General features: G+C 66.9%; 18 protein-coding genes. All 18 read left to right on the top strand.

The features are described 5' to 3' along the window. Positions 1-36: 36 nt before the first annotated feature. The 18 genes from WC815_03695 to WC815_03610 all read left to right on the top strand — a co-directional run bounded on the left by WC815_03695 (position 37) and on the right by WC815_03610 (position 21,696). On the top strand, positions 37-1,764 hold the full coding sequence (locus WC815_03695) for an AMP-binding protein (GenBank protein ID MFA5907862.1): 1,728 nt from the start codon (positions 37-39) through the stop codon (positions 1,762-1,764). Beyond that, entirely contained in the window at positions 1,757-2,707 is a 951-nt protein-coding gene (locus tag WC815_03690) for a metal-dependent hydrolase (protein MFA5907861.1), read from the top strand. The genes WC815_03695 and WC815_03690 overlap by 8 nt, the downstream gene beginning before the upstream one ends. 186 nt (positions 2,708-2,893) lie before the next feature. Further along, the gene (locus WC815_03685; protein MFA5907860.1) at positions 2,894-5,785 is read left to right on the top strand and encodes a TonB-dependent receptor; all 2,892 of its coding nucleotides are present in this window, start codon (positions 2,894-2,896) and stop codon (positions 5,783-5,785) included. A gap of 10 nt (positions 5,786-5,795) precedes the next feature. Further along, a complete protein-coding gene (locus WC815_03680; protein ID MFA5907859.1) occupies positions 5,796-6,728 on the top strand; it encodes a tetratricopeptide repeat protein in 933 nt (310 codons plus the stop codon). After that, the gene (locus WC815_03675; GenBank protein ID MFA5907858.1) at positions 6,728-7,864 is read left to right on the top strand and encodes a peptidyl-alpha-hydroxyglycine alpha-amidating lyase family protein; all 1,137 of its coding nucleotides are present in this window, start codon (positions 6,728-6,730) and stop codon (positions 7,862-7,864) included. The genes WC815_03680 and WC815_03675 overlap by 1 nt, the downstream gene beginning before the upstream one ends. Positions 7,865-7,875: 11 nt before the next feature. After that, positions 7,876-9,048, top strand: coding sequence for a hypothetical protein (locus tag WC815_03670; GenBank protein MFA5907857.1), 1,173 nt, complete (start codon positions 7,876-7,878; stop codon positions 9,046-9,048). A gap of 10 nt (positions 9,049-9,058) precedes the next feature. Then, positions 9,059-10,270, top strand: a complete 1,212-nt coding sequence (locus tag WC815_03665; GenBank protein ID MFA5907856.1) for a hypothetical protein — start codon at positions 9,059-9,061, stop codon at positions 10,268-10,270. Between the two features lie 79 nt (positions 10,271-10,349). Then, complete coding sequence (locus tag WC815_03660) at positions 10,350-12,035, top strand: HAMP domain-containing sensor histidine kinase (GenBank protein ID MFA5907855.1); 1,686 nt, start codon at positions 10,350-10,352, stop codon at positions 12,033-12,035. Further along, entirely contained in the window at positions 12,032-12,742 is a 711-nt protein-coding gene (locus WC815_03655; GenBank protein ID MFA5907854.1) for a response regulator transcription factor, read from the top strand. The genes WC815_03660 and WC815_03655 overlap by 4 nt, the downstream gene beginning before the upstream one ends. A 54-nt stretch (positions 12,743-12,796) precedes the next feature. After that, positions 12,797-13,693, top strand: coding sequence for a hypothetical protein (locus WC815_03650; GenBank protein MFA5907853.1), 897 nt, complete (start codon positions 12,797-12,799; stop codon positions 13,691-13,693). Then, entirely contained in the window at positions 13,693-14,373 is a 681-nt protein-coding gene (locus tag WC815_03645) for a hypothetical protein (protein ID MFA5907852.1), read from the top strand. The genes WC815_03650 and WC815_03645 overlap by 1 nt, the downstream gene beginning before the upstream one ends. A gap of 13 nt (positions 14,374-14,386) precedes the next feature. Beyond that, positions 14,387-15,412, top strand: a complete 1,026-nt coding sequence (gene lpxD, locus WC815_03640) for a UDP-3-O-(3-hydroxymyristoyl)glucosamine N-acyltransferase (GenBank protein ID MFA5907851.1) — start codon at positions 14,387-14,389, stop codon at positions 15,410-15,412. Further along, positions 15,409-16,770, top strand: a complete 1,362-nt coding sequence (locus tag WC815_03635) for a pitrilysin family protein (protein ID MFA5907850.1) — start codon at positions 15,409-15,411, stop codon at positions 16,768-16,770. The genes lpxD and WC815_03635 overlap by 4 nt, the downstream gene beginning before the upstream one ends. Next, positions 16,767-18,287 (top strand): pitrilysin family protein, encoded by a 1,521-nt coding sequence (locus WC815_03630; protein ID MFA5907849.1) that lies wholly within the window; start codon positions 16,767-16,769, stop codon positions 18,285-18,287. Before WC815_03635 ends, WC815_03630 begins: the two co-directional genes overlap by 4 nt. Beyond that, positions 18,284-19,426 (top strand): lipid-A-disaccharide synthase, encoded by a 1,143-nt coding sequence (gene lpxB, locus WC815_03625; protein ID MFA5907848.1) that lies wholly within the window; start codon positions 18,284-18,286, stop codon positions 19,424-19,426. Before WC815_03630 ends, lpxB begins: the two co-directional genes overlap by 4 nt. Further along, positions 19,416-19,955: a hypothetical protein gene (locus tag WC815_03620; protein MFA5907847.1), complete on the top strand. Its 540-nt coding sequence runs from the start codon at positions 19,416-19,418 to the stop codon at positions 19,953-19,955. Before lpxB ends, WC815_03620 begins: the two co-directional genes overlap by 11 nt. A gap of 17 nt (positions 19,956-19,972) precedes the next feature. After that, the gene (locus WC815_03615; protein MFA5907846.1) at positions 19,973-20,944 is read left to right on the top strand and encodes a carboxypeptidase-like regulatory domain-containing protein; all 972 of its coding nucleotides are present in this window, start codon (positions 19,973-19,975) and stop codon (positions 20,942-20,944) included. A gap of 95 nt (positions 20,945-21,039) precedes the next feature. Then, positions 21,040-21,696 carry a hypothetical protein gene (locus tag WC815_03610; protein MFA5907845.1) on the top strand — a complete coding sequence of 219 codons (657 nt, stop codon included), beginning with the start codon at positions 21,040-21,042 and terminating at the stop codon, positions 21,694-21,696. The last annotated feature ends 2 nt before the right edge of the window (positions 21,697-21,698 follow it).

Genomic DNA, 21,698 nt, shown 5'->3' with positions numbered 1-21,698 from the left:
TCGGTGTCCCTGTGCAAGAATTGCGCCCCTGAACCCATGACGAACCCTGCCCGGCCGTGGACCCGTTTCTATCATCCGTCAACGGCCCAGGATCTCGGGCCGCTGAAGTGGCCGCACATGCCGGCGGCCATTCGCGAGGCCGCGGCGACCTACGCGTCGAAGACCGCGTTTACGCTGGGGCTGCCGAACGGCTCGCAAGGGGGCCTGACCTTCGCCGAGGTGGACCGCTTGTCGGACCAGTTCGCCGTCTACCTGCGCGAGGTCGCCGGGTTCCAGGCGGGGGACCGGATCGCCATCCAGATGCCGAACTGCCTCGCCTATCCGGTGGCGGTGTTCGGGACCTTGAAGGCCGGCCTGATCATGGTGAACACCAACCCGCTCTACACCACGGCGGAAATGGTCCACCAGTTTTCCGACAGCGGCGCCACCGGCCTGATCGTGATTGACCTGTTCGCGTCGAAGGTGGCCGAGGTGCTGCCCAAAACGGCCATCAAGACCGTGCTGGTGGTGTCGATTGCCGACCTGCTGCCGCCGCTGAAGCGCCTCCTGATTCGCGCGGTCCAGAAGTACGTGAAGAAGATGGTGCCGCCGATCACGTTCCCCCACAGGTCCTTTCAGGCCGCGCTCGCGGCGGGCGCCGATCGGCTGGCCGCCGGCGCCGATCCGCGGCTCTATGCGCAGTCGTTGGATCACGACAGCATTGCCGCCCTCCAGTACACCGGCGGCACGACCGGCGTGGCCAAGGGCGCGGTGCTCACGCACGGCAACCTCGTCGCCAACACCGTCCAGAGCCTCGAGATGTGGAAGCCGTTTCTTCGCCTCGGCGACGAAGTGATGCTGACGGCGCTGCCGCTGTACCACATCTTCGCCTTCACGGCGAACCTGATGATCTTCTTCGTCGCCGGCGGCCGCAACGTGCTGGCGCCGAGCCCCCGCCCGCTGTCGAACCTCAAGACGGTGATGACCACCGAACCGATCACCTGGTTCACTGGCGTCAACACGCTGTTCGCGGGGCTCATGCACGAGCCGTGGTTCAAGGAGAAGACCGGCTGGCAATTGCGCGGCTCGGTGGCCGGCGGCATGGCGCTGGTGCCGGTGATCGGCGAGCGTTGGGAAGCGATGACCAAGACGCCGATCTACCAGGGGTACGGCCTCACCGAAACCTCGCCGGTCGCCACCCTGAATCCGTTCCAGCGGCCGAAGCGCGAAGCCATCGGCGTGCCCATCCCCGGCACCGACGTGAAGTTCGTCGATGCCACTGGCAACGACGTGCCGTTCGGCGGGGTGGGGGAGCTGTGGGTCAAGGGGCCGCAGGTGATGCAGGGCTACTGGCAGCGGCCGGATGAAACCGCCCGCGCGCTGCACGACGGCTGGCTGGCCACCGGCGACATTGCCAAGATGGATGACGACGGCTACATCCAGATCGTCGATCGCAAGAAGGACATGATCCTGGTCAGCGGCTTCAACGTCTACCCCAACGAGGTGGAGGCGGTGATCGCCGAACACCCCGGCGTCGTGGACTGCGCCGTGGTCGGCGTGCCGGACGATGAAACCGGCGAGGTCGTGGTCGCCTTCGTCGTCAGGAAGGACCCCGCGCTGACCGAGGACGACGTGCGCCAGCACTGCAAGAAGACGCTGACCAACTACAAGGTGCCGCGCCTGGTGGTGTTCCGCACCGACCTGCCGAAGACCAACGTCGGCAAGGTGTTGCGCAAGGATCTGCGAGACGACGCGATGACGGCGTTCCTGGAACGGCGTGGATAACGTTTGTCACGCGCTGGTGGGCGCCGCCCTCGGCCAGGCGGGCCTCGCCAGGCGCACCACCCTCGGCATGAGCACGCTGGTGATCGCCAACAACCTGCCGGACGTGGACGTGGCGGTGTTCGCCACCAACACACTGGCGATGTCGTTCCGCCGCGGCTGGACGCACGGCGTGCTCGCGCAGGCGGCGTTGCCGGTCGTGCTGACCGGCGCCATGCTGGCGTACGACCGCTACATCGTGCAGAAGCGGGCCGCCGCGCCACCGCCAGCGGTCGCGCGCGAGTTGCTGCTCCTGTCGTACATCGGCGTGCTCCTCCACGTGGTCATGGATCTCATGAACAGCTACGGCGTCCGGCTCCTGATGCCGTGGTCGGGCCGCTGGTTCTATGGCGACGCGTTGTTCATTGTCGATCCCTGGCTCTATCTGGTATTGGGCACGGGGTGGTGGATGGCGCGGCGGCGGGAAGCCACGGGGGCGCCACGGCCGAGCGCGCCTGCGCGCATCGGCCTCGCGATCGCCGGCGTCTACGTCGTCGCGATGCTGGCGTCGAACGCGATGGCGCGCGAAGTGGTGCGCGGCGGGCTGGACCGCGCCGGCCGCCCGGCCGGGACCCGGTTCATGGTGACGCCGGTCGCGGTGAATCCGTTCAGCCGCGAAGTGGTGATCGACGTCGGCGATCGCTACGAGAAGGGCAACCTCTGGTTCGAGCCGTGGCCGCACTTCCGGCCGGCCGGCTTCGGCCTGCCGACGGGCCTGGACGAGCCGGACGCCCAGGCGGCGCTGCAGACGCCGCTGGCGCGGGACTTCCTGCGGTGGTCGCGCTTTCCGTTCGTGCAGGTTGACCGCGGCACCGCGCCGCCCACCATCTGGATCAACGACTACCGCTACGCCAACGCCGGCGCGTATGGGTGGTCGGCGGTGAAGCTGTCAGGCCCTGCCCGCTAGATCTGTCGCCGCCGCCGCCGCGCCGAAGCGTCTGCTTCCCGGGTAGACAACCCGGAGACAATCCTTAGACATCGTTTGACACTCCGGTTACGGGATCGGCGCTACGCTCCGTTAGCTCATCACCCGTTTCGAGGAGAGGGGTTCCCCATGCTCCCTGCCGCACGCTTGGTTCTACTAAGTACGTGTGTGTTCTTCCTGACCCTGTCACCGGCGTTGGCTCAGCAACGAGGATCGATTTCCGGGAAGGTGCTCGACCAGGAGGGTCTCGCCCTGCCCGGCGCGACCGTGACCATCACCGAGGAACGAACGGGCTTCACGCGAACCGTCGTCTCGGCGGATAACGGCGCGTATTCGGTCCCGAATCTCGAGCCGGGCGTCTACCTGCTGACGGTTGAGATGGTAGGCCTCGTCGCTCCCAAACAGCCGCCGACGATTCTCACGGCCGGCTCCGTGCTCACGGTCGATCTGAAGATGCAGGTGGCCGGCGTCACCGAGGAAGTCCTCGTCACCGGGCAGGCGCCGCTGGTCGAGAAGACCAGCAATCAGATTGGCGGTTCGCTGTCCAGCCGCGAGATCGAGGACGTGCCGTCGAACTTCCGGAATTTCACCGCACTCACGCAGTTGATTCCCGGCATGACACCCAACCCGGCGGCGTCCACCTTCGAAGGCGGGCAGGTGGTGGCTAACGGCACGCCTTCGCAGCAGAACGTTTACCTGATCGACGGCATGTACAACAACGACGATCGGCTGGGCGGCAGCCAGGGCACCCAGGTGCGCGTCGTGCTCGACAACATCCAGGAGTACCAGGTGCTGTCGAATCAGTACAGCGCCGAATACGGCGGCGGCGCCGGCGCCATCATCAACATGGTGACTCGCGGCGGCACCAACCGGTTCGGCGGCCGGGTCTATACGTATTTCCGCGACGAAAAATTCAATTCCCGCGGCCACTTCCTGCCGGCCACGGCGCCCAAGCCCGACGAGCGGACGTTGCAGGCCGGGTTCGCGATCGGCGGTCCCATTATCAAGAACCGCGCCCACTTCTATTTCACGCTCGAGAAAGACAACGAAGACATCGCCGGACAGAAACGCTTTCCCGCGGCGGCGGCGCCACTCGCCCGTGATTTTGTCGGGGCCTTCGAGGTCAGGGCCAGCAACTATTTCGGCCGCGGCGACCTGCAGATCAACGATCGCAACTTCGTCAACGTGCGCTGGGTGCTCGAGACCGCCCCGACCCGCGGCGAGGGCTTCAACACCAACAACCAGACGCCTGATGCCCAGACCTGGGAGAGCGACTGGGATCACCTCGTCAGCGGCACCTACACCACGGTGTTCACCGATCGGGCGTCCAACGTCATCCGGGTCGGCCGCATCGGTGAGTCACTGACTACCGGCGCCCAGGCCTTCTTCGACGACGACGTCAAGGCGATTGGGTTCGCCGGGCGGGATCCCTTTTCAATTGGGCAGCAGAACACGCATCCGAGTTACATCACGGGCAAGGGCGGCGAGGGCTTGAACACCGTCATTCGCACGTATGTGTTCGACGAAGCGTTCAGCTACTTCGTCCCGAGCCTGTTGGGCGGCGAGCACACCTTCAAAGTCGGCGGCGGCGTGGGTTTCCATCAGATGCCGCCGCGCACGACGTTCAGTTCGGGGACGTTCCAGTTCCGAACCGACGCGCCCTACAACCCGAACGACCCGGCCACCTACCCCTTCCAGTTCGACGTGACGGTGGGCCCGCCCGATGACTACGGGTACCCGATCACCTCGAAGGACCGGCGGCAGTACCTCTTCGCGGAAGACAAGTTCCGCGTCAGCGACAACCTGTCGCTGAACCTCGGCGTGCGCTACGACCACCACAAGCACACGCCGGCGAGCAAGTTCGCGATTGCGCCCCGTCTCGGCTTCGCCTGGGATGTCACGGGCCGCGGCAAAACCGTCGTGCGCGGCGGGTTTGGCAAGTTCTACGCTTACGTCCCGGTCGTGCTCGACCTCGTGCACCAGCAGACCGGCGTGCTGACGAAGTTCCCGACGCTGACTGTCACTGACGTCAACAGCGCGGTGTTGCGGCCCATCATGATCAACGACTCGGCGGGGAACCCGGGCGTCGCCTCATTGAGCCCCGCCGGCCAGGCTGAAATCAATCGGCTGCGCGACCAGATCATTGGCGGCACGGCCTTCAATCGGGATCCGCGCATCGACAGTCCGGACCGGAAGATGCCGTACCAGTGGGCCTGGAGTCTCGGCATCAATCACGAGCTATTCAACAACACGGCGCTGGCGGTGGACTACGTCGCCAACGCCTCGCGCGATCAGCTGGGTGTGGTTGACATCAACGAGCCGGTCAACGGCGTCCGGCCGGGCGTGGCGGTGTTCGATCCCACGGGCGCGCTGATTCCAGCGGCGGCCCGCGGCACGAACTTCAGGCGCGTGCTGCAGACGCAGACGCGCGACGAGTTCAACGGGGACTACCAGTCGATGCAGGTCTCGCTGATCAAGCGGATGGCCAGCCGCTGGAGCGGCCGCCTCGCCTACACGTTGCAGCAAAGCCACTACGTCGGTCTCGGCAACCCCGACGCGCGGCGCGTGTGGCTGGACAACGACATCCGGGCCGACTACGGCACGTTCACCTCCGACCGGCGCCACGTGCTGGCGGCCAGTGCCACCGTAAATCCGTGGCGTACTCTCAGCTTCGCCACGGTCGTCAGCAAGATCTCGGGCGCGCCCATTAACGAGATTGTGGGCAGCGACCGCAACGGCGACACCGACAGCAATAACGATCGGCCGATCAAGGGCATCGATGACCTCACCAAGCCGATTCAGTCGGCGGTGGACGCCAATGGCCGGGCCGTGATCAATGGCCTCGAGGGTCCCGGATCGTTCCTGATCGACCTCTCGCTTCGCTATCAGATTCCGCTCCGGGGCCTCCAGAGCCTGGACCTGTTTTACGACGTCTTCAACGTGATCAATCGGGAAAACCTGGTGCCGCCGACCGGCAACCGGGCCTCATCCCTGTTCATGGTCTCCACGGCCGCGCAGTTCCCGCGGCAGATGCAGTTCGGCGTCCGCGTTCGCTTCTGAGGACGTCGTGATGCATCGCGCCGCTGCCGTGGTCGCCGTCGTGCTGGCGTTTGCCGCCATCCCCGCCATCGCCCAGATGGAGTTGGGCGTGATGACCGGCACGGTGACCGACGAAGCGGGCAAGCCGCTGGACGGCGCGACGATCCGCCTGCGGGACCTCGAGCGCGGCCGCGAGACGGTGTTCAAGAGCGACAAGAACGGCCGCTTCTACCGGCGCGGGCTCCAGGCCGTCGACTACGAGATGGTGGTCGAGTTGGACGGGTACCAGCCGGTGAAAGACAAGGTCAAGCTGGTGGCCGGAACCGACCGCCGCCTGGACTTCAAACTGGCGAAGAGCGCGCCCGCGGGCGCGGAAGAATTCGCGGCCGGCATCGCTGCGTTCAACAAGGGTGACAACGCCGGGGCGGCGAAGGCGTTCGAGGCCGCGCTGGCCAAGGCGCCGGGGTTGCCAGAGGTCCGCGTCAACCTCGGGCTGGCCTACTTGCGGCAGGGCCGCACCGCCGACGCGGTGGCCCAGCTCGAACAGGCGGCTGCGCTCGCCGCCGGCACTGCCAGCGTGCAGTTCCAGCTTGGCGCCGCATACGTCGAGATGCAGGCGCTCGACAAGGCGGTCATCGCGTTCGAAGCGGGCCTCGCCAAACAGCCAGCGCTCACGGATCCGCTGGCCTACGAGGCGACGGTGACCTTGGGCGCGGTCTACTTCGCGAAGGGACAGAACGACAAAGCCGCGGCGCAGTTCGAAAAGGCGCTCGCGGTCCGGCCGGGCGCCGCGGCGCCGACACTGGGATTGGCGAAGGTCTATGCCAGCGCGGGCGCGGTCGACAAGGCGCTGGCGCTCTTCGATCGCCTGGTCGCGCAGCATCCGGGCACACCGGAGGCCGCGCAGGCCGCGAGCTTCATCAAGGAACTGCGCAAAGGCATCTTCGAGGAAAGGGGACTCTAGTGAACAAGAACCTCAGCGCCGCGGTGGCTTTCTTCGGATTGGTGCTGTCGGCCGGTGCCGGGACTCAGATGGCCCAGGAGAAGGGCGGCGGCGACGAAACGGGCCCCTACGACCTGGTCGCCGGCTGGCCGCAGAACTACTGCGGCGACGGCTACATCATCGGATCGACCGCGGGTGTCTGGGCCGAGAGCCCGGATCGCGTCTACATCTTCAATCGCGGGTGCCTGCCCGTGATCAAAGAATCGCGCGGCGCCGCCGACAGTTTCATTCCCGCCCGCAACGCCTCGGGCTATGACCTGTCGCAGAAAGACCCCGCCCGCCACCCTCGCTGGGACCATGTCTTCAACGTGGTCGATCGCAACGGCAAGTTGATCGAGTCGTGGGACCAGCACAACAAGCTGTTCGTGCGGCCGCACCGCATCCTGGTCAATCCGTACGATCCCGACCGCCACGTCTGGCTTGTGGACGACGGCGCGCATGCCATCTACAAGTTCACACGTGACGGCAAGACGCTGGTCATGACGATCGGGACCCCGATGCAGCCGGGCAACGACGCGACCCACTTCAACCGGCCGACCGATGTCGCCTGGCTGCCCGACGGCACCTTCTTCGTCAGCGACGGTTACGTCAACACGCGCGTGGTCAAGTTCGACAAGAACGGCAAGTTCATCATGACCTGGGGCGAGAAGGGCAACGAGCCGACCGAGACGAGGCCGTCGTACATGAACACCGTGCATGCGATCGTGATCGACAAGGCCAGGAAGATCTACATCAGCGACCGGGCCAATTCGCGCATCCAGGTGTTCGACGAGAACGGCAAGTTCCTCGATGCCTGGCCGAACGTCCGGCGGCCGTATTCGCTGCTGCTCTCGGAGGATCAGCATCTGTGGGTGGCCGACGGCATCACCCAGAAGTTCACGAAGTTCGACCTGACCGGCAAGCTGCTGTTCTCGTGGGGCACCTTTGGCGCGTTCCCGGGCGGGTTCTGGGGCGTGCACCAGTTCCATACCGACGCCGAAGGCAGCCTCTATACGGCCGACGTGCATGTGGGACGGCCCCAGAAGTTCAGTCCGAAAAAGGGCGCCAACCCGGCGCACATCATCGGCCGCTACTTCCCGCGCTCGAGCACGGACTGATGCGGGGCCGCATGCGGATCGTCCTTGTCGTGATCGCTCTTGCGCTGGCGCCCGGCGCCCTCGCCAGGCCGGGGGGGCTGGCCGCGCAACGGCCTGAGCCGGTGCCGACCTACGAGGTCGATCCGGCGTGGCCCAAGCCGCTGCCCGAACGCTGGCTGATCGGCGCGGTGGCCGGCGTGCACGTCGATGCGCGCGGCCACATCTGGATCGTTCATCGTCCAGGCACGCTGCAGCCCAACGAGACGCGATCGATCTGGCATGCGGCGCCGCCCGTCATCGAATTCGACCAGGCCGGCAACGTCGTGTCTTCATGGGGCGGCCCCGGTGCGGGATACGAATGGCCCGATCTCGAGCACGGCATCTACGTGGACGACACCGATCATGTCTGGCTGGGCGGTGGCGGCGAGAAGGACGCGCACCTCCTGAAGTTCACGCGCCAGGGGAAGTTCGTGATGCAGATCGGGCGCAAGGGGCAGGGCCGCGGCAGCAACGACCTCAATAACCTGGGCGGCGCCGCGAACGTGACGCTGGACCGCGAGGCCAACGAGCTCTACGTCGCCGACGGTTACGTGAACCACCGCGTCATCGTCTTTGATGCCACCAGCGGCGCCTACAAGAGGCACTGGGGCGCCTACGGCAAGAAGCCAGACGACGACTACTTCACGCGTGCGGGCGAGCGCCTGCCTTCGCCCTTCAGCGGCGCGGTGCAGCACGAGAACAAGCCGAGCAATTACGATCCGGACGGTCCGCCGCCGCCGCAATTCCGGATTGTGCACGTCGTGCGCATTTCCCGCGACGGGCTCGTGTATGTCTGCGATCGCACCAACGATCGCATCCAGGTGTTTCGCAAGGACGGCACGTTCGTCAAGGAAGCGTTCGTGGCGCGCAAGACCCTGGGCAGCGGCTCGGTGTGGGACATCGGCTTTTCGACCGATCCCGCGCAGACGTTCTTGATCGTTCCCGACGGCACCAACCAGCAGATCTGGATTCTGCGCCGCGACACGCTGCAGGTCGTCAGCGCTTTTGGACGTGCCGGCCACTGGGCCGGGCAGTTCTACGGCGCCCACAACCTGGCGATTGATGCCACGGGGAACCTCTTCATCACGGAAACCTACGAGGGAAAGCGGGTCCAGAAGTTCGTCTACCGCGGGCTGGGGCCCGCGTCCGTCCCCATCATTCAGTGAAAGGAGACCCATGATGCGCGCTCGACGGTGGTCGTTCACGCTCGCGTTGTTCATGTCGCTGGCGCTCGTCGGCGGCGCCGCTACGGTGCAAGAGAAGGGCGGTCAGGAAGAGTTCGGTCCCTACGAACCAGTGCCCAACTGGCCGCAGCCGTTGCCGGACGGCCCCGACGGCGTCAAGCACGACGGCTGGACCTGGGGATCGGTCGGCGCCGTGTACGCGGAGTCACCGGATCGCATCTGGATCGCGCAACGCGGTGAGCTGCCGTTGCCGGCAGGCGCCGCGCCGTGGACGCCGTACGCCATGCTGACGCCTTCGCGAGGAAGCGCCACCGGCAATGACGACGGGTTGGGCGCCACCTGCGAGCCGGCGGCCAAGCGCGGCTGGGAGCGACGCTATCACCACGTGATCTTCGTGGTCGATCGCGTGGGCAAGATGGTCCAGTGGTGGCCGCAGCACGACAAGCTGTTCGAGGCGCCGTGCGGCCGCGGACCGCACAAGATCAAGATCAGCCCGTACGATCCGCAGAAGCACGTGTGGGTCTTCGACGACCAGCTCCACGTGATTCACAAGTTCACCTACGACGGCAAGCTGGTGATGACCCTGGGCACGAAGGGGCAGCGTGGACGTGACGGCGGCCGGCTGTTCGATCGGCCCACCGACATCGCCTGGCTGCCCGACGGCACCTTCTTCATCAGCGACGGCTACGGCGGCACCCGGGTTGCCAAGTTCGACAAGGACGGCAAGTTCCTCATGGATTGGGGCGGGCCACCCAAGGATCCGAAGAATCCGGGTCCCAACGAGTTCAACACCGTGCACAGCATCGACATCAGCAAGGACGGCCGGCTGTTTGTCGTCGACCGCGGTCACCGGCGCTTCCAGGTGTTCGATCAGAACGGCAAGTTCCTGGACATGTTCACGACCGGCGTCCGATCGTCCCCGTACGCGCACTTCATTTCGACGGACCAGTTCCTCTGGGTGGCCGACGGCGGCACCATGCGGATGCTCAAGTACGACTTGAACGGGAAGTACCTGTACGGCTGGGGCGCTCCCGGCGGACAGCCCGGGCAGTTCAACGGCCCGCACTCGCTCACCGTCGATCAGGAAGGGAACATGTACACGGCCGAAGTCTTTGGCGGCCGCGTCCAGAAGTTCCGGCCCAAGCCCGGCGCCGACCCCGCCAAGGTGATGGGGCAGGAGTTGCGCTACCCGGTAGGCAAGTAACCGGCCTCGCCAGCGAGGGTGTCGGGCTTCCGGCTTGACACCCTCGCTGCACAGGCATACCGTGCGCGATCAACAGGCCATGACGCTGTCCCACCTGTCTTGGCGAGCGCACCCCATGGTGCTGGCCATCACGGCCACGATTGGCGCCGCGGGGCTGGTGCTGTTCCTCCAGCACCGCGCCATCACCACTCTCCAGTCACAAAACCAGGTGATAGTCCGCCACATCAGCGAGCAGACGGCGGTCGACATTGCCGTCGAGTTGCGCCGGACGCTGGACGGCCCGGTATTCGACACGCTGACCGCCGTCAATCATCCGGACTTGCGGGCGGGCCGGCTCGATCTGGTCGCCCAGCACTATCAAAAAGGTCTCGAGGCCTATCCTCACGTCGAGCGGTTCTTCGCCTGGAGCACGACGACCCAGGCGTCGGCGCCGGGTGAAGTCATGTTTTACGGCCGCGACCACCGATTTGGTCGTGATCCCGCGCTGGGACGCGCCATTTTCGACCTGGCCCGCCGGCATGCGCCGACCCAGCACATTTACGTGGCCGCCGATGACGTCGGCCCCGACCAACACCACCAGGTTTTCCTGCGGCTGTTCTGGACCGACGCGCAGCGGCTGGAGTACTTCGCCGTGCTTGGTTTCGTGGTCGAGCCGTCGACCATGCGCGAGCATTTGTTCGATGGACTGCGGCGGGCGCGGCTCGACGCGCTTCTGACCCGCCGCGCCGGCGATATCCCGCTCCGCATGCGCGTTACCGACGAGCATGGCGCCCTGGTGTACGGGAGCGCGGACAGCGGGACGGTCACCGGCCGCGTTGACTTCCCGATGTTGTTCTACCCGGCCGACGACATCCGGTCGCGCATGGCCACCGGCGTGGCGCCGCGGCCATGGGCGATCGAAGTGGGCGCGCCCGGGCCGGCCGGCGCCCTGGCCGGCATCAGCCAGGGTTACTGGCCCACCCTGCTCTCGGTGGCGCTGATGCTGGTCGCGCTCGGGCTGACCGTGCAGGCACATCGCCGTTCGACGGAGCTGACGCAGATGCAGACCGACTTCGTCGCCCACGTCTCGCACCAGTTGAAGACGCCGTTGTCGCTGCTGAGCGCCGCCACCGAGACGCTGCAGATGGATCGCATCCGATCGCCGGAGAAGCTTGCGGAATACCTCGACACGATCCGCGCCGAGGCGACCCGTTTGTCGACGCTCGTGCAGCGCGTGCTTGAGTTCTCGCGTGTGCAGCAGCAGCGGAGCTTCGAATTCGAGCAGGTGGACTTGGGCGCGCTCACCCGCGAAACCGTGGATGCCTTCGCCCATGGACTCACCGGCTGGCGTTTCACCTTCGAGGTCGATCCGGAGGGATCGCAGCCTCATGTGCTGGCGGATCCGGCGGCCCTCGAGCAGGTGATTGCCAACCTGCTCGACAACGCCGTGAAGTATTCGGGCCCAGTGAAGGAAATTACCGTCCGCCTGCGTGCCGAGCGCGCACGGGCGATCGTCGAGGTGACTGACCGCGGCGTGGGCATGTCGGCGGCCGACCAGGCCCGCATCTTCGAACGGTTCTATCGGGCGCCGAGCGCCGCACACCGCCCGGGGTTCGGCTTGGGCCTCCCCATCGTCCGTGAGCTCATGCACGCGCACGGCGGACGGGTGGATGTGACGAGCGCGCCAGGCGCCGGCAGCACCTTCCGCGTCTCGTTGCCGAGGGTGAATCCCTCGCCGGTCACCTCGCGTGCGCGGCCGGCTGGCGCACCGGAGGCGGCGTCATGAGCCGGGCGGTAGTGCGGCAGGAGGAGGCCCGTCACGTCCTCGTGATCGAGGACGAACCCCAACTGCGGTCGATGCTGACCGATAACCTCGAATTCGAGGGCTACCAGGTCACCGCGGTCGCCTCCGGGGAGGAGGGTCTGGCGGCGATGGCGCAACACGCCTTCGCGCTGCTGATCCTGGACGTCATGCTGCCGGGCATGGACGGCTTCGCGGTGTGCCAGACGCTGCGGGCGCGCGGCACGCGCGTCCCCATCATCGTGCTGACGGCGCGGTCGCACGAGCGCGATCGCGTGAAGGGCCTGGACCTGGGCGCGGACGACTACGTCAGCAAGCCGTTCAGCGTTCGCGAGCTGCTGGCGCGCGTGCGGGCGCAAGTGCGGCGGGACGACTGGCGCTCCATTTCCGGCGAGGAGTGTTCGTTCGGCGACGTCGTGATGAAGCCGCAGCAGCGGCTGGTGATGCGCAAGGGGCGGCGCGTCGCGTTGTCGGCCCGCGAGTTCGAACTGCTGCGCTACCTGTTCGCGCATCGCAATGAAGTGGTCAGCCGCGAACAGCTGTTGCGCGATGTGTGGGGATACAGCCAACTGTCCGTGACCCGAACCGTTGACAACTACGTCGCCAAGCTACGGACGCAACTCGAGGCGAAACCCCACGACCCCCGCCATATCGTCACGGTCCACGGCACCGGCTACCAGCTTCTGGTCTGACCCCAACGCTCCACTGCCTCGGCCGTGTCGGTCACGTAGAATGGTAGGCGGACCATGCGAATAGCCGCCTTCCTCCTCGCCATTGCCGTCGCGCTGCCGAACCCGGCAGCCGCGTGGGGCTTCGACGCCCACAAGTTCATCGCCGATCGCATGATTGAGCTGCTGCCGCCCGAGTTGAAGCCGCTGTTCGCGCCGCGCCGCGCCTTCATCATCGAGCGCTCGGTCGATCCCGACCTGTGGCGCAACGTCGGTTGGGAAGAAGAACCGCCCAATCATTTCCTCGACATGGACTACGCGCGGTTTGGGCCGTATCCGTTCGACGCCCTGCCGCGCGACTACGCCGCGGCCGTCCAGAAGTTCGGCAAGGACGTCGTCGACGTCCAGGGCCGGTTGCCGTGGAGGACGGCGGAGTTCTACGGCAAGCTGCAGCGGGAATTCGAGTCGCTCAAACGGCAGCCAATGCCTGGGTATGCGCTGGACAATATCGTGTTGTACGCCGCGGTGCTCTCGCATTACGTCTCGGACGGCCACGTGCCGCTGCACGCGGTGGTGAACTACAACGGCCAGCTCACCGGGCAGGACGGCGTCCATTCCCGGTGGGAATCCGAACTGTTCGCCCGAAACGTCGGCCGCCTGGCGATGGCGCCGGCGGCACCGAAGGGCGTGACCAATCCGCGCGACTTCATGTTCGACACGCTGCTCGCCAGCAATCGCGCCAGTGCCAACGTGCTCGAGTCGGACCTGAAGGCGGCCGCGGGCCGCGAGTTCTATGACGACGCCTACTTCGAGGCGTTCGGCAAGGGTGGGCTGAGCACGCTCGAGCGCCGCCTCAACGAGTCGATTACCGCCACGGCGTCGATGATCATCGGCGCCTGGGAACAGGCGGGCAAGCCGGCCATCCCGCTCGAGCCGGAGCGAACTCCGCGCCGCATTCGACGTCCTAAACAGTGATGGATGTCTATCTCGTGCCCATCTCCGCGGACCGCTTCGAGTCGTATTACGAGGCGCCCGAGGAGGATGAGCCGGTTGAGCCGGTGGAGGGCCACGGCTTCTTTGCCCGGATGCGCGTGCGCTTCCAGGCGCAATTGAACGAGGCCGAACGCGCCCGGCACCAGGTCGCGTCCGAAGAGCACAAGACCTTTCTCGGCCGCATGCAGAAGCGGTCGCTTCGCTGGATCGCCGAGCGCATTGCCGAACAGCGGCTGCTCTGGCACCTGCGCAAGGCCGAGTCGGCCACCCTCCACGCCGCCGCCGACATGGACCCCCAGGCCGCCGACGGCATCCTGCGCGCCGCCCTGAAGCGCGACGCCGATCGGCACCTGCGGCAGCTGATCCTGCATTCCGTGGGCTTGATTGCGTCGGCGCCGGTGGCCTTCGTGCCGGGCCCCAACGTGCTGGGCTACCTCTTCACGTTCACGGTGATCGGCCACTTCCTGGCTTGGCGCGGCGCCCGCCGCGGCCTGAACGAGGTGCGCTGGCGGGTGGTGCCCAACACCGCGCTCACCGACCTGCGTGGCGCCTTCGCGCTGGACACCGAGGCCCGCCATCGCGTGATCCACGACGTGGCCCATCGCCTCCACTTACCGAAGCTGGCCAAGTTCGTCGAGCGGATGGCCGCGACGAGCGCGTGATATTCTCGACGCTGTGACCCTCGGCGAGTTGGCTCGGCGATTGGAGTGCCCCCTGGAGGGCGATTCCGGCATCGAGATTCATCGCGTGGCCAAGATCGAAACCGCCGGCCCCGGTGACGTGACCTTTCTCGCCAATCCCAAGTATGCGGCGGCGCTGGCGTCCACCAAGGCGAGCGCCGTCATCGCCGGCCCCGGCGTCGAGGGCGCGCCGTGCGCCGTCATCCGCAGTGCCGCGCCCTACCTGACGTTTGCCCGGGCGGCGCAGGCGCTATCGCCCGAACGCCGGCCTGAGCCGGGCGTGCATGCCCAGGCCTCGGTCGCGCCGGACGCGGTGGTCGATCCCACCGCCTCGATTGGGCCGTTTGCGGTGATTGGCGCGGGCGCGCGCGTGGGCGCGCGTACCATCGTTCATCCCCACGTGGTGATCGGCGCGGACTCGGTGGTCGGCCCCGACTGTCTGTTGCACGCGCACGTCTCGATTCGGGAGCGATGCACGCTTGGCGCGCGGGTGATCCTGCAGAACGGGGCGGTGATTGGCAGCGACGGCTACGGATTCGCCCAAAGGCCCGACGGCTCGCACGAGAAGATTCCCCAGACGGCGCCGGTCGTGATCGAAGACGACGTCGAGATTGGCGCGAACACCACGGTCGATCGGCCGGCGGTGGGCGAGACGCGCATCAAGGCGGGGACCAAGATCGACAACCTCGTGCAGATTGGCCACGGCGTGGTGCTCGGCCGCAACGTGCTGCTGGCGGCGCAGGTCGGGATTGCGGGCAGCACGGTGATTGGCGACCAGGTCGTGTTTGGCGGCCAGGTCGGCGTGGGCGGTCACCTCACGATTGGCGATCGTGTGAAGGCGGTGGGGCAGTCGGGCATCACGAACTCAGTGGACGCCGATCAGTTCGTCTCCGGATACCCCGCCATCCAGAACAGCGAATGGCGCCGGTCGTCGGCGGTGTTCCGGAAGTTGCCGGAGATGCGGCGGCAGTTGCGGGATCTCGAGGCCCGGCTCCGGCAGCTCGAAGAGACGGACAAATGATGCGCAGACTCTCGATTGCTTTCCTGGCCCTCGTCGCCCTCGGCACCGTGCTCTGGCTGGTGCCCCTGCAGGCGGCGATTCGTCCACCGAAGCTGGAATACCAGCGTCTGGTGCTGCCCAACGGCATGGTCGTGGTGCTGCACCAGGACAAGTCCACGCCGATCGTGCACGTCGAGCTGTGGTACCACGTCGGCTCGAAGAACGAGAAACCGGGCCGCACCGGCTTCGCACACTTCTTCGAGCACATGATGTTCAAGGGCTCGAAGAACGTCGATCCCGAGCAGCACACCTCGATCATCGCCTCGGTGGGCGGCCAGGCCAATGCCTACACCAACGAAGACACCACGGTGTTCTGGCAGACCATCCCGGCGCAGTACCTGCCGCTGGCGCTGTGGATGGAAGCGGACCGGATGGCCACCCTGCGCATTGACGAGAAGCCGTTCGTGGCCGAGCGCGAAGTGGTGAAGGAAGAGCGGCGGATGCGCATCGAGAACCCACCCTTCGGCCTGTTGAACGAGCTCATCACCTTCCACGCCTTCGACGTGCACCCCTACAAGCACCCGGTGATCGGCAGCATGAACGACCTCAACGCCGCGACCATCGACGACGTGCGGGATTTCTACAATACCTACTACGTGCCCGACAACGCGACGCTGTTGATCGCCGGTGACTTCGAGACCGACAACGTCGTCAGCCTGGTGAACCAGTACTTCGCCCGCATTCCGAAGTCGTCCACGCCGGTGCCGCGCGACATTCCCAAGGAGCCGATGCACACCAAGGAGCGGCGGGTGAACCTCGAGCAGCCGTGGCCGCTCCCGGCGGTGGTGGTGGCCTACCAGGCGCCCTACAACGGGCACCCGGATTCGTACCCGATGTTCGTGATGTCGAAGACGCTGTCGGACGGCCAGACCTCGCGCATCTATCGCAAGCTGGTCTACGAGACCGGCCTGGCGCTCACCGCCTTCGGCAGCAGCAGCTTCCAGGAGGATCCCGGGATCTTCTATGCCGTGGCGTTGGTCAATCCCGGCAAGTCGCCTGACGAAGTGGAGAAGGCGCTGATTGCGGAGTTCGACAAGCTCAAGGCCGACGGCATCACCGACCGTGAGCTGCAGCGCGCCAAGAACCAGTTCTCGCGCGACTACATCCTGAGCCGCCTCTCGATCAAGGAGAAGGCCTCGCAGATGGGCCACGCCGAGGTGATCCAGAAGGACATGGCCACCGCCGACGGCGAGTTCGACACCTTTCTCAAGGTGACCACCGACGACGTCAAGCGTGCGGCGCGGCAGTACTTCATTCCCGAGCGGCGCATGGTGATGCGCATCATGCCGAAGGGCGGAGTTGAAGAGGTGGCGAAATGAGGCTCAAGGCCATCGCCACGCTCGGCGTCTTTTCCGCGCTCACCGCGCTGGTGGCGGCGCAGGCCGTGCCGGGCCTGGCGTTCCAGCAGGCGGCGCCGGGCGCCCGCGTCAGCAACTGGCCGCGCGAGAGTCCGCCGCGGCCGCTCCCGGCCCATTCGGTGACCTTTCCGCCCTACGAGATCCGCAAGCTGGCCAACGGCCTCCAGGTCGTGCTGGTGAACCACAACGAGCAGCCGTCGGTCAGCGTGCGGCTGATCGTGCGCGCCGGCGCGGCGCAGGATCCGAAAGACCAGTACGGCCTGGCGATGTTGACGGCGACACTGCTCGACCAGGGCGCCGGCAACCGCTCCGCCGGGCAGATCGCCGACACCATCGACTTCATCGGCGGAATGCTCGGCACCGGCGCCGGCAGCGACCTGAGCTTTGTCAACGCCGTGGTCATGAAAGACAGCTACGACGTGGCGCTCGAGTTGATGGCGGACGTGGTGCAAAGGCCGACGTTTGCGCAGGACGAGATCGAGCGGCAGCGCCAGCAGGCGCTGTCGGCGTTGAAAGTGTCCACCGACGATCCCGAAGCGGTGGCCGGGCAGGTGATCGACCGCCTGATTTACGGCTTCCACCCCTACGGCATGCCGGGCGCCGGCACCACCTCGTCGCTGGCCGCGCTGACCCGCGCCGACTTCGTGGACTTCCACAAGAAGTACTTCGTGCCCAACAACGCGTTGCTCGCCGTGGTCGGCGACATCGGCGCCGCGGAGGCGATGGCCGGGATCGAGAAGTTCTTCGGCGGCTGGAAGCCGGGCGACGTGCCGGCGCAGAGCGTGACCGAGGCGCCGCAGGCCACCAAGCGCGTGATCGTGATCGACAAGAAGGACGCGGTGCAAACCGAAATCCGCGTCGGCCACATCGCCATTCCCCGCAAGCACAACGACTACGAAGCCATCGATCAGGCCGTGAAAATCCTGGGCGGCGAAGGCGCCAACCGCCTCCAGCAGGTGCTGCGGTCGCAGCGGCAGCTGACCTACGGCGCCTCCGCCGACCTCGACACCTACAAGCTGGCGGGCGCGGTCATTGCCGAAACCGACACGCAGACGTCCAAGACGGCCGAAGCCCTGCGCGTGATCGTGGACGAGTTCTCGCGCCTTCAGCGCGAGCGCGTCTACGACGACGAGCTGGCCGGCGCGCAGGACTACATGGTGGGCCACTTCCCGCTGACCATCGAGGTGCCGGACGCCATCGCGACGCAGGTGCTCAACCAGTTGTTCTACGAGCTGCCGGTGGAAGACCTGCCGAAGTACCGCGAGCGCGTGCTGCGGGTGACCCCAGACGAGATCCAGCGCGTGGCGCGGTGGTTCATCCGCCCGGCCCAGTTGTCGGTGGTGCTGGTTGGCAATGCCGACGAGTTCGTGAACGACCTCAAGGGTGTGGGATTCGGCGACTACGAACGCATCCCGATTGAAAACGTCGACCTGCTGTCGGTGGACTTCCAGCGCCGGGCGCCCGCCAGGCCCGAGTGACCCGCCTCATGCTTTCGTGCGGCGAGCCCTCCGGCGATCTCTACGCCGGCGCGCTGGTCGCCGCCCTTCGCCGCCGCGAACCCGACATCGAGGTGTTCGGCCTCGGCGGTGAACGCTTCAAGGCCGCCGGTGGCGAGCTGATCGCCGACTTCCATGGCCTCTCGGTCACCGGGTTGACCGAGGCGCTGGCCGTGCTGCCGCGCTCGTGGCGGACGCTGCGCACGCTGGCTGAGGCGGCGCGGCAGCGGCAGCCACAGGCGCTGGTGGTGATTGACTATCCCGACTTCAACTTCCGCCTGATGCGGACCATCAAGCGGCTCGGCGTGCCCGTGATCTACTACGTCAGCCCGCAGCTCTGGGCTTGGCGGGCCGGCCGCATCAAGACGATGAAGCGGGTCGTCGATCGCGTGCTGCCGATCTTCCCGTTCGAAGAGGCGATCTATCGCAACGAGGGCATCGACGTCCGGTTCGTCGGCCATCCGCTGATCGACCTGGTCACGCCCGGCCAATCGCGCGAGCAGCTGTTGCAGCGGCTCAACCTCGATCCCGCCAGGCCGGTGATGGCGTTGCTGCCGGGCAGCCGCACCAACGAGCTCGAGCGGCTGGCGCCGGTGATGGCCGCCGCGGCGCCGATGATTGCCGCCAAGGTCCCTGGGCTCCAGTTCATCGTGGCGCGGGCGCCCAACCTGTCGGATCGCCTGTTCGACAGCTTCGGCATCCCCGGCGTGACGCTGCGGATCGTGGAGGGCCGGACCGACGACGTGTTGCAGGCCGCGGACGTGGTGGTGACGGCGTCGGGCACCGCGACCGTGCAAACCGCGCTGCACGGCAAGCCGATGGTGGTGCTCTACAAGCTGTCGCCCATGACCTATCGGCTCGGCCGGCGGATGGCGCTGGTTGACATGTATGCAATGGTCAACCTGATCGCCGGCGAGCGCGTCGTCCGGGAGTTGATCCAGGAAGATTGCACGGCGGAGGCCGTCGCCGGCGAGGCGATTCGCATCCTCACCGACGGCGAGTATCGCGGCCGGATGATCGATCACCTGGCCGAAGTCCGACGCCGCCTTGGTGGACCGGGTGCGAGCGAGCGCGCCGCGGAGGCCGTGCTCGATGTCGTACACTCCTCGAATGCGTCGTAGTCTTCTCGCAGCTCTGCTATTCGCGCTGGCGATCGTTCCGGCGCAGGCCGTCACCGTCGCCCCCCTCAGTTTCACCGAGCTCGTTCGCCAGTCGTCGAGCGTGGTCTACGCGCGCGTGATCGACGTCCGCGGCCAGTGGACCGACGATCGGCGGAGCATCGACAGCCTGGTCACGGTCGAAGTGATCAAGGGGCTGAAGGGCGCGCCCGCCGGCGAGCTGACCCTGACGGTGCCTGGCGGCCAGGTCGGCCGGTATCTCAACCTCCTGCCCGGCGCGCCCAGCTTCGCCCGTGGCGATCTGGCGGTGTTGTTTCTCACCGCGAGGGGACCGCGCCTGCCGGTCACCACCGGGTTCACGCAGGGCGTCTATCGCGTCGTGCGCGACGCGGCGTCGGGCAACGCGTTGGTGATGCCGCCAGTGGTGGAACCCGTCGGACAGCGAATCGTCCGCGGCGACGGGCGGCGCAAGCCGGTATCGCTGGCGGCGTTCGAGAGCGCCGTGCGCGCGATCGCGGAGGTGGCCCGATGAGTCGCAGGCTGTGCCTGGTGGCCGCCGTTCTCGTGGTGGCGGGGGCATCGTCGCCGGTCGGCGCCTACCTGAAGCTCGGCGCACCGGTGGACGGGCGCATTGTTGACGTCACCTGGCGCGCACCGGTCCGCTATTTCGTGTCGGAGGAGCATGCCGCCTCGGTGACCGCGGGGGACTTGCGCGGCGCGGTGGCGCGCGCCACCGCCACGTGGCAGAACGTCGCGTCCGCCACGGTGCGATTCGAGTTCCTGGGGATGACCACGGCGGAACCCGGGATGGTTGACGGGCGGACCACGCTGGGCTTTCGCGATCGCCCTGACCTCGACCGCGTGCTCGGCGCCACGAGTTTTCTCATCGACACCACCGACGGCGCCATTGTCGAGGCCGACGTGTTCTTCAACTCGCGCTTCGCCTGGTCGGTGGCGGCGCAAGGCGAGCCGGGGCGCGTGGATCTGGAATCCGTCGCCTTGCACGAACTCGGGCACTTGCTGGGCCTGAGTCACTCCGCGCTCGGGGAAACCGAGCTGACCGGATCCGGCGGGCGGCGGGTGATCGCGTCCGGCTCGATCATGTTCCCGATCGCGATGTCGGCCGGGACGATCGCGGATCGCGTGCTGGAAGCCGACGACATCGCCGGGATTTCCGACTTGTACCCGGCCGCCAACCAGGTTGCATCCACCGGCGGCATCACCGGCCGCGTGACGAAGAACGGCCAGGGGCTGCTCGGCGCGCACGTCGTCGCGCTCAATCCGGAAACCGGCGCGCTGGTCGCGAACTTCTCGCTGAATGCGAGCGGCGAGTTCGCCATTATCCGCCTCGAGCCGGGGCCGTACATCCTCAGGGTTGAGCCACTGGATGACGCGGAGGTGGACAGCTTCTTCTCGACGGCCATCGACGTGGACTTCCGCGTGACCTATGCCACCCGCATGGTGGTGGCGCCGCGCGGCGGCTCGTCGTCGCCGATTGAGATCAGGGTTCTCCCCAAATGAAGTGTCCGCCTTCGCGGCCGAAGGCCGCTACGGCGCGACCTCGCCGTAGCTCGCATTCGTGTTGTGCGCGAGCGAAGGCGGGCCTGGGGTGCCTGGTGCTGCTGGTGGGCGCCGGGACCGCGCACGCGCAGGACGCGCCGGCCCTGCGCGCCCATCGCGTCGTGCTCGATGGCGGGGTCGTCTGGTCCGGCGGTTATGCCATTGGCGACGTCAATGCCCACCTGCGCCGCAACGCCACCGGAAGCACGTCGACGCCGTTCACGTTGTTCTCGGCGAGCTCCGACGTGAGCCGGACCCCGAGTGTCACCGTGCGCGTCGGCTTCACCCTCACGCCGCACCTGGTGATCGAGGGTGGCGGTTCGTTCGGCCGGCCGCGGGTGGGCTTCGCGATTTCGCAGGATCCCGAGGCCGGGGCGCAACGCATTGACGGCGAGCAACTGCAGCAGTACGTCTTCGACGGCGCGCTGGTCTGGCACCTGCCCCTGCGACTGGGCTCGCGCGCGCGGCCGTTTGTAATCGGCGGCGCCGGCTACCTCAGGCAGCTCCACGAAGAGCGGACGCTGGTGGAGACCGGGCAGATCTACTACGCCGGCCTCGGGGCGCGCTACTGGATTCGCGGCGGCGACGGCTCGCGGCGTTCGCTGGGATTGCGCGCCGACCTTCGCGCCAACGCGCGCCGCGGCGGCATCGACTTCGAGAACAGGGTTCGCCTCTTTCCCACGCTGGCCGCCCACCTGTTCCTGTCCCTGTAGAC

This window comes from Vicinamibacterales bacterium, assembly GCA_041659285.1.
Lineage (GTDB): Bacteria > Acidobacteriota > Vicinamibacteria > Vicinamibacterales > UBA2999 > 12-FULL-67-14b.
Note: the sequence above shows the minus strand (reverse complement) of the source record. Positions and strands in the feature narration are given on the sequence as shown.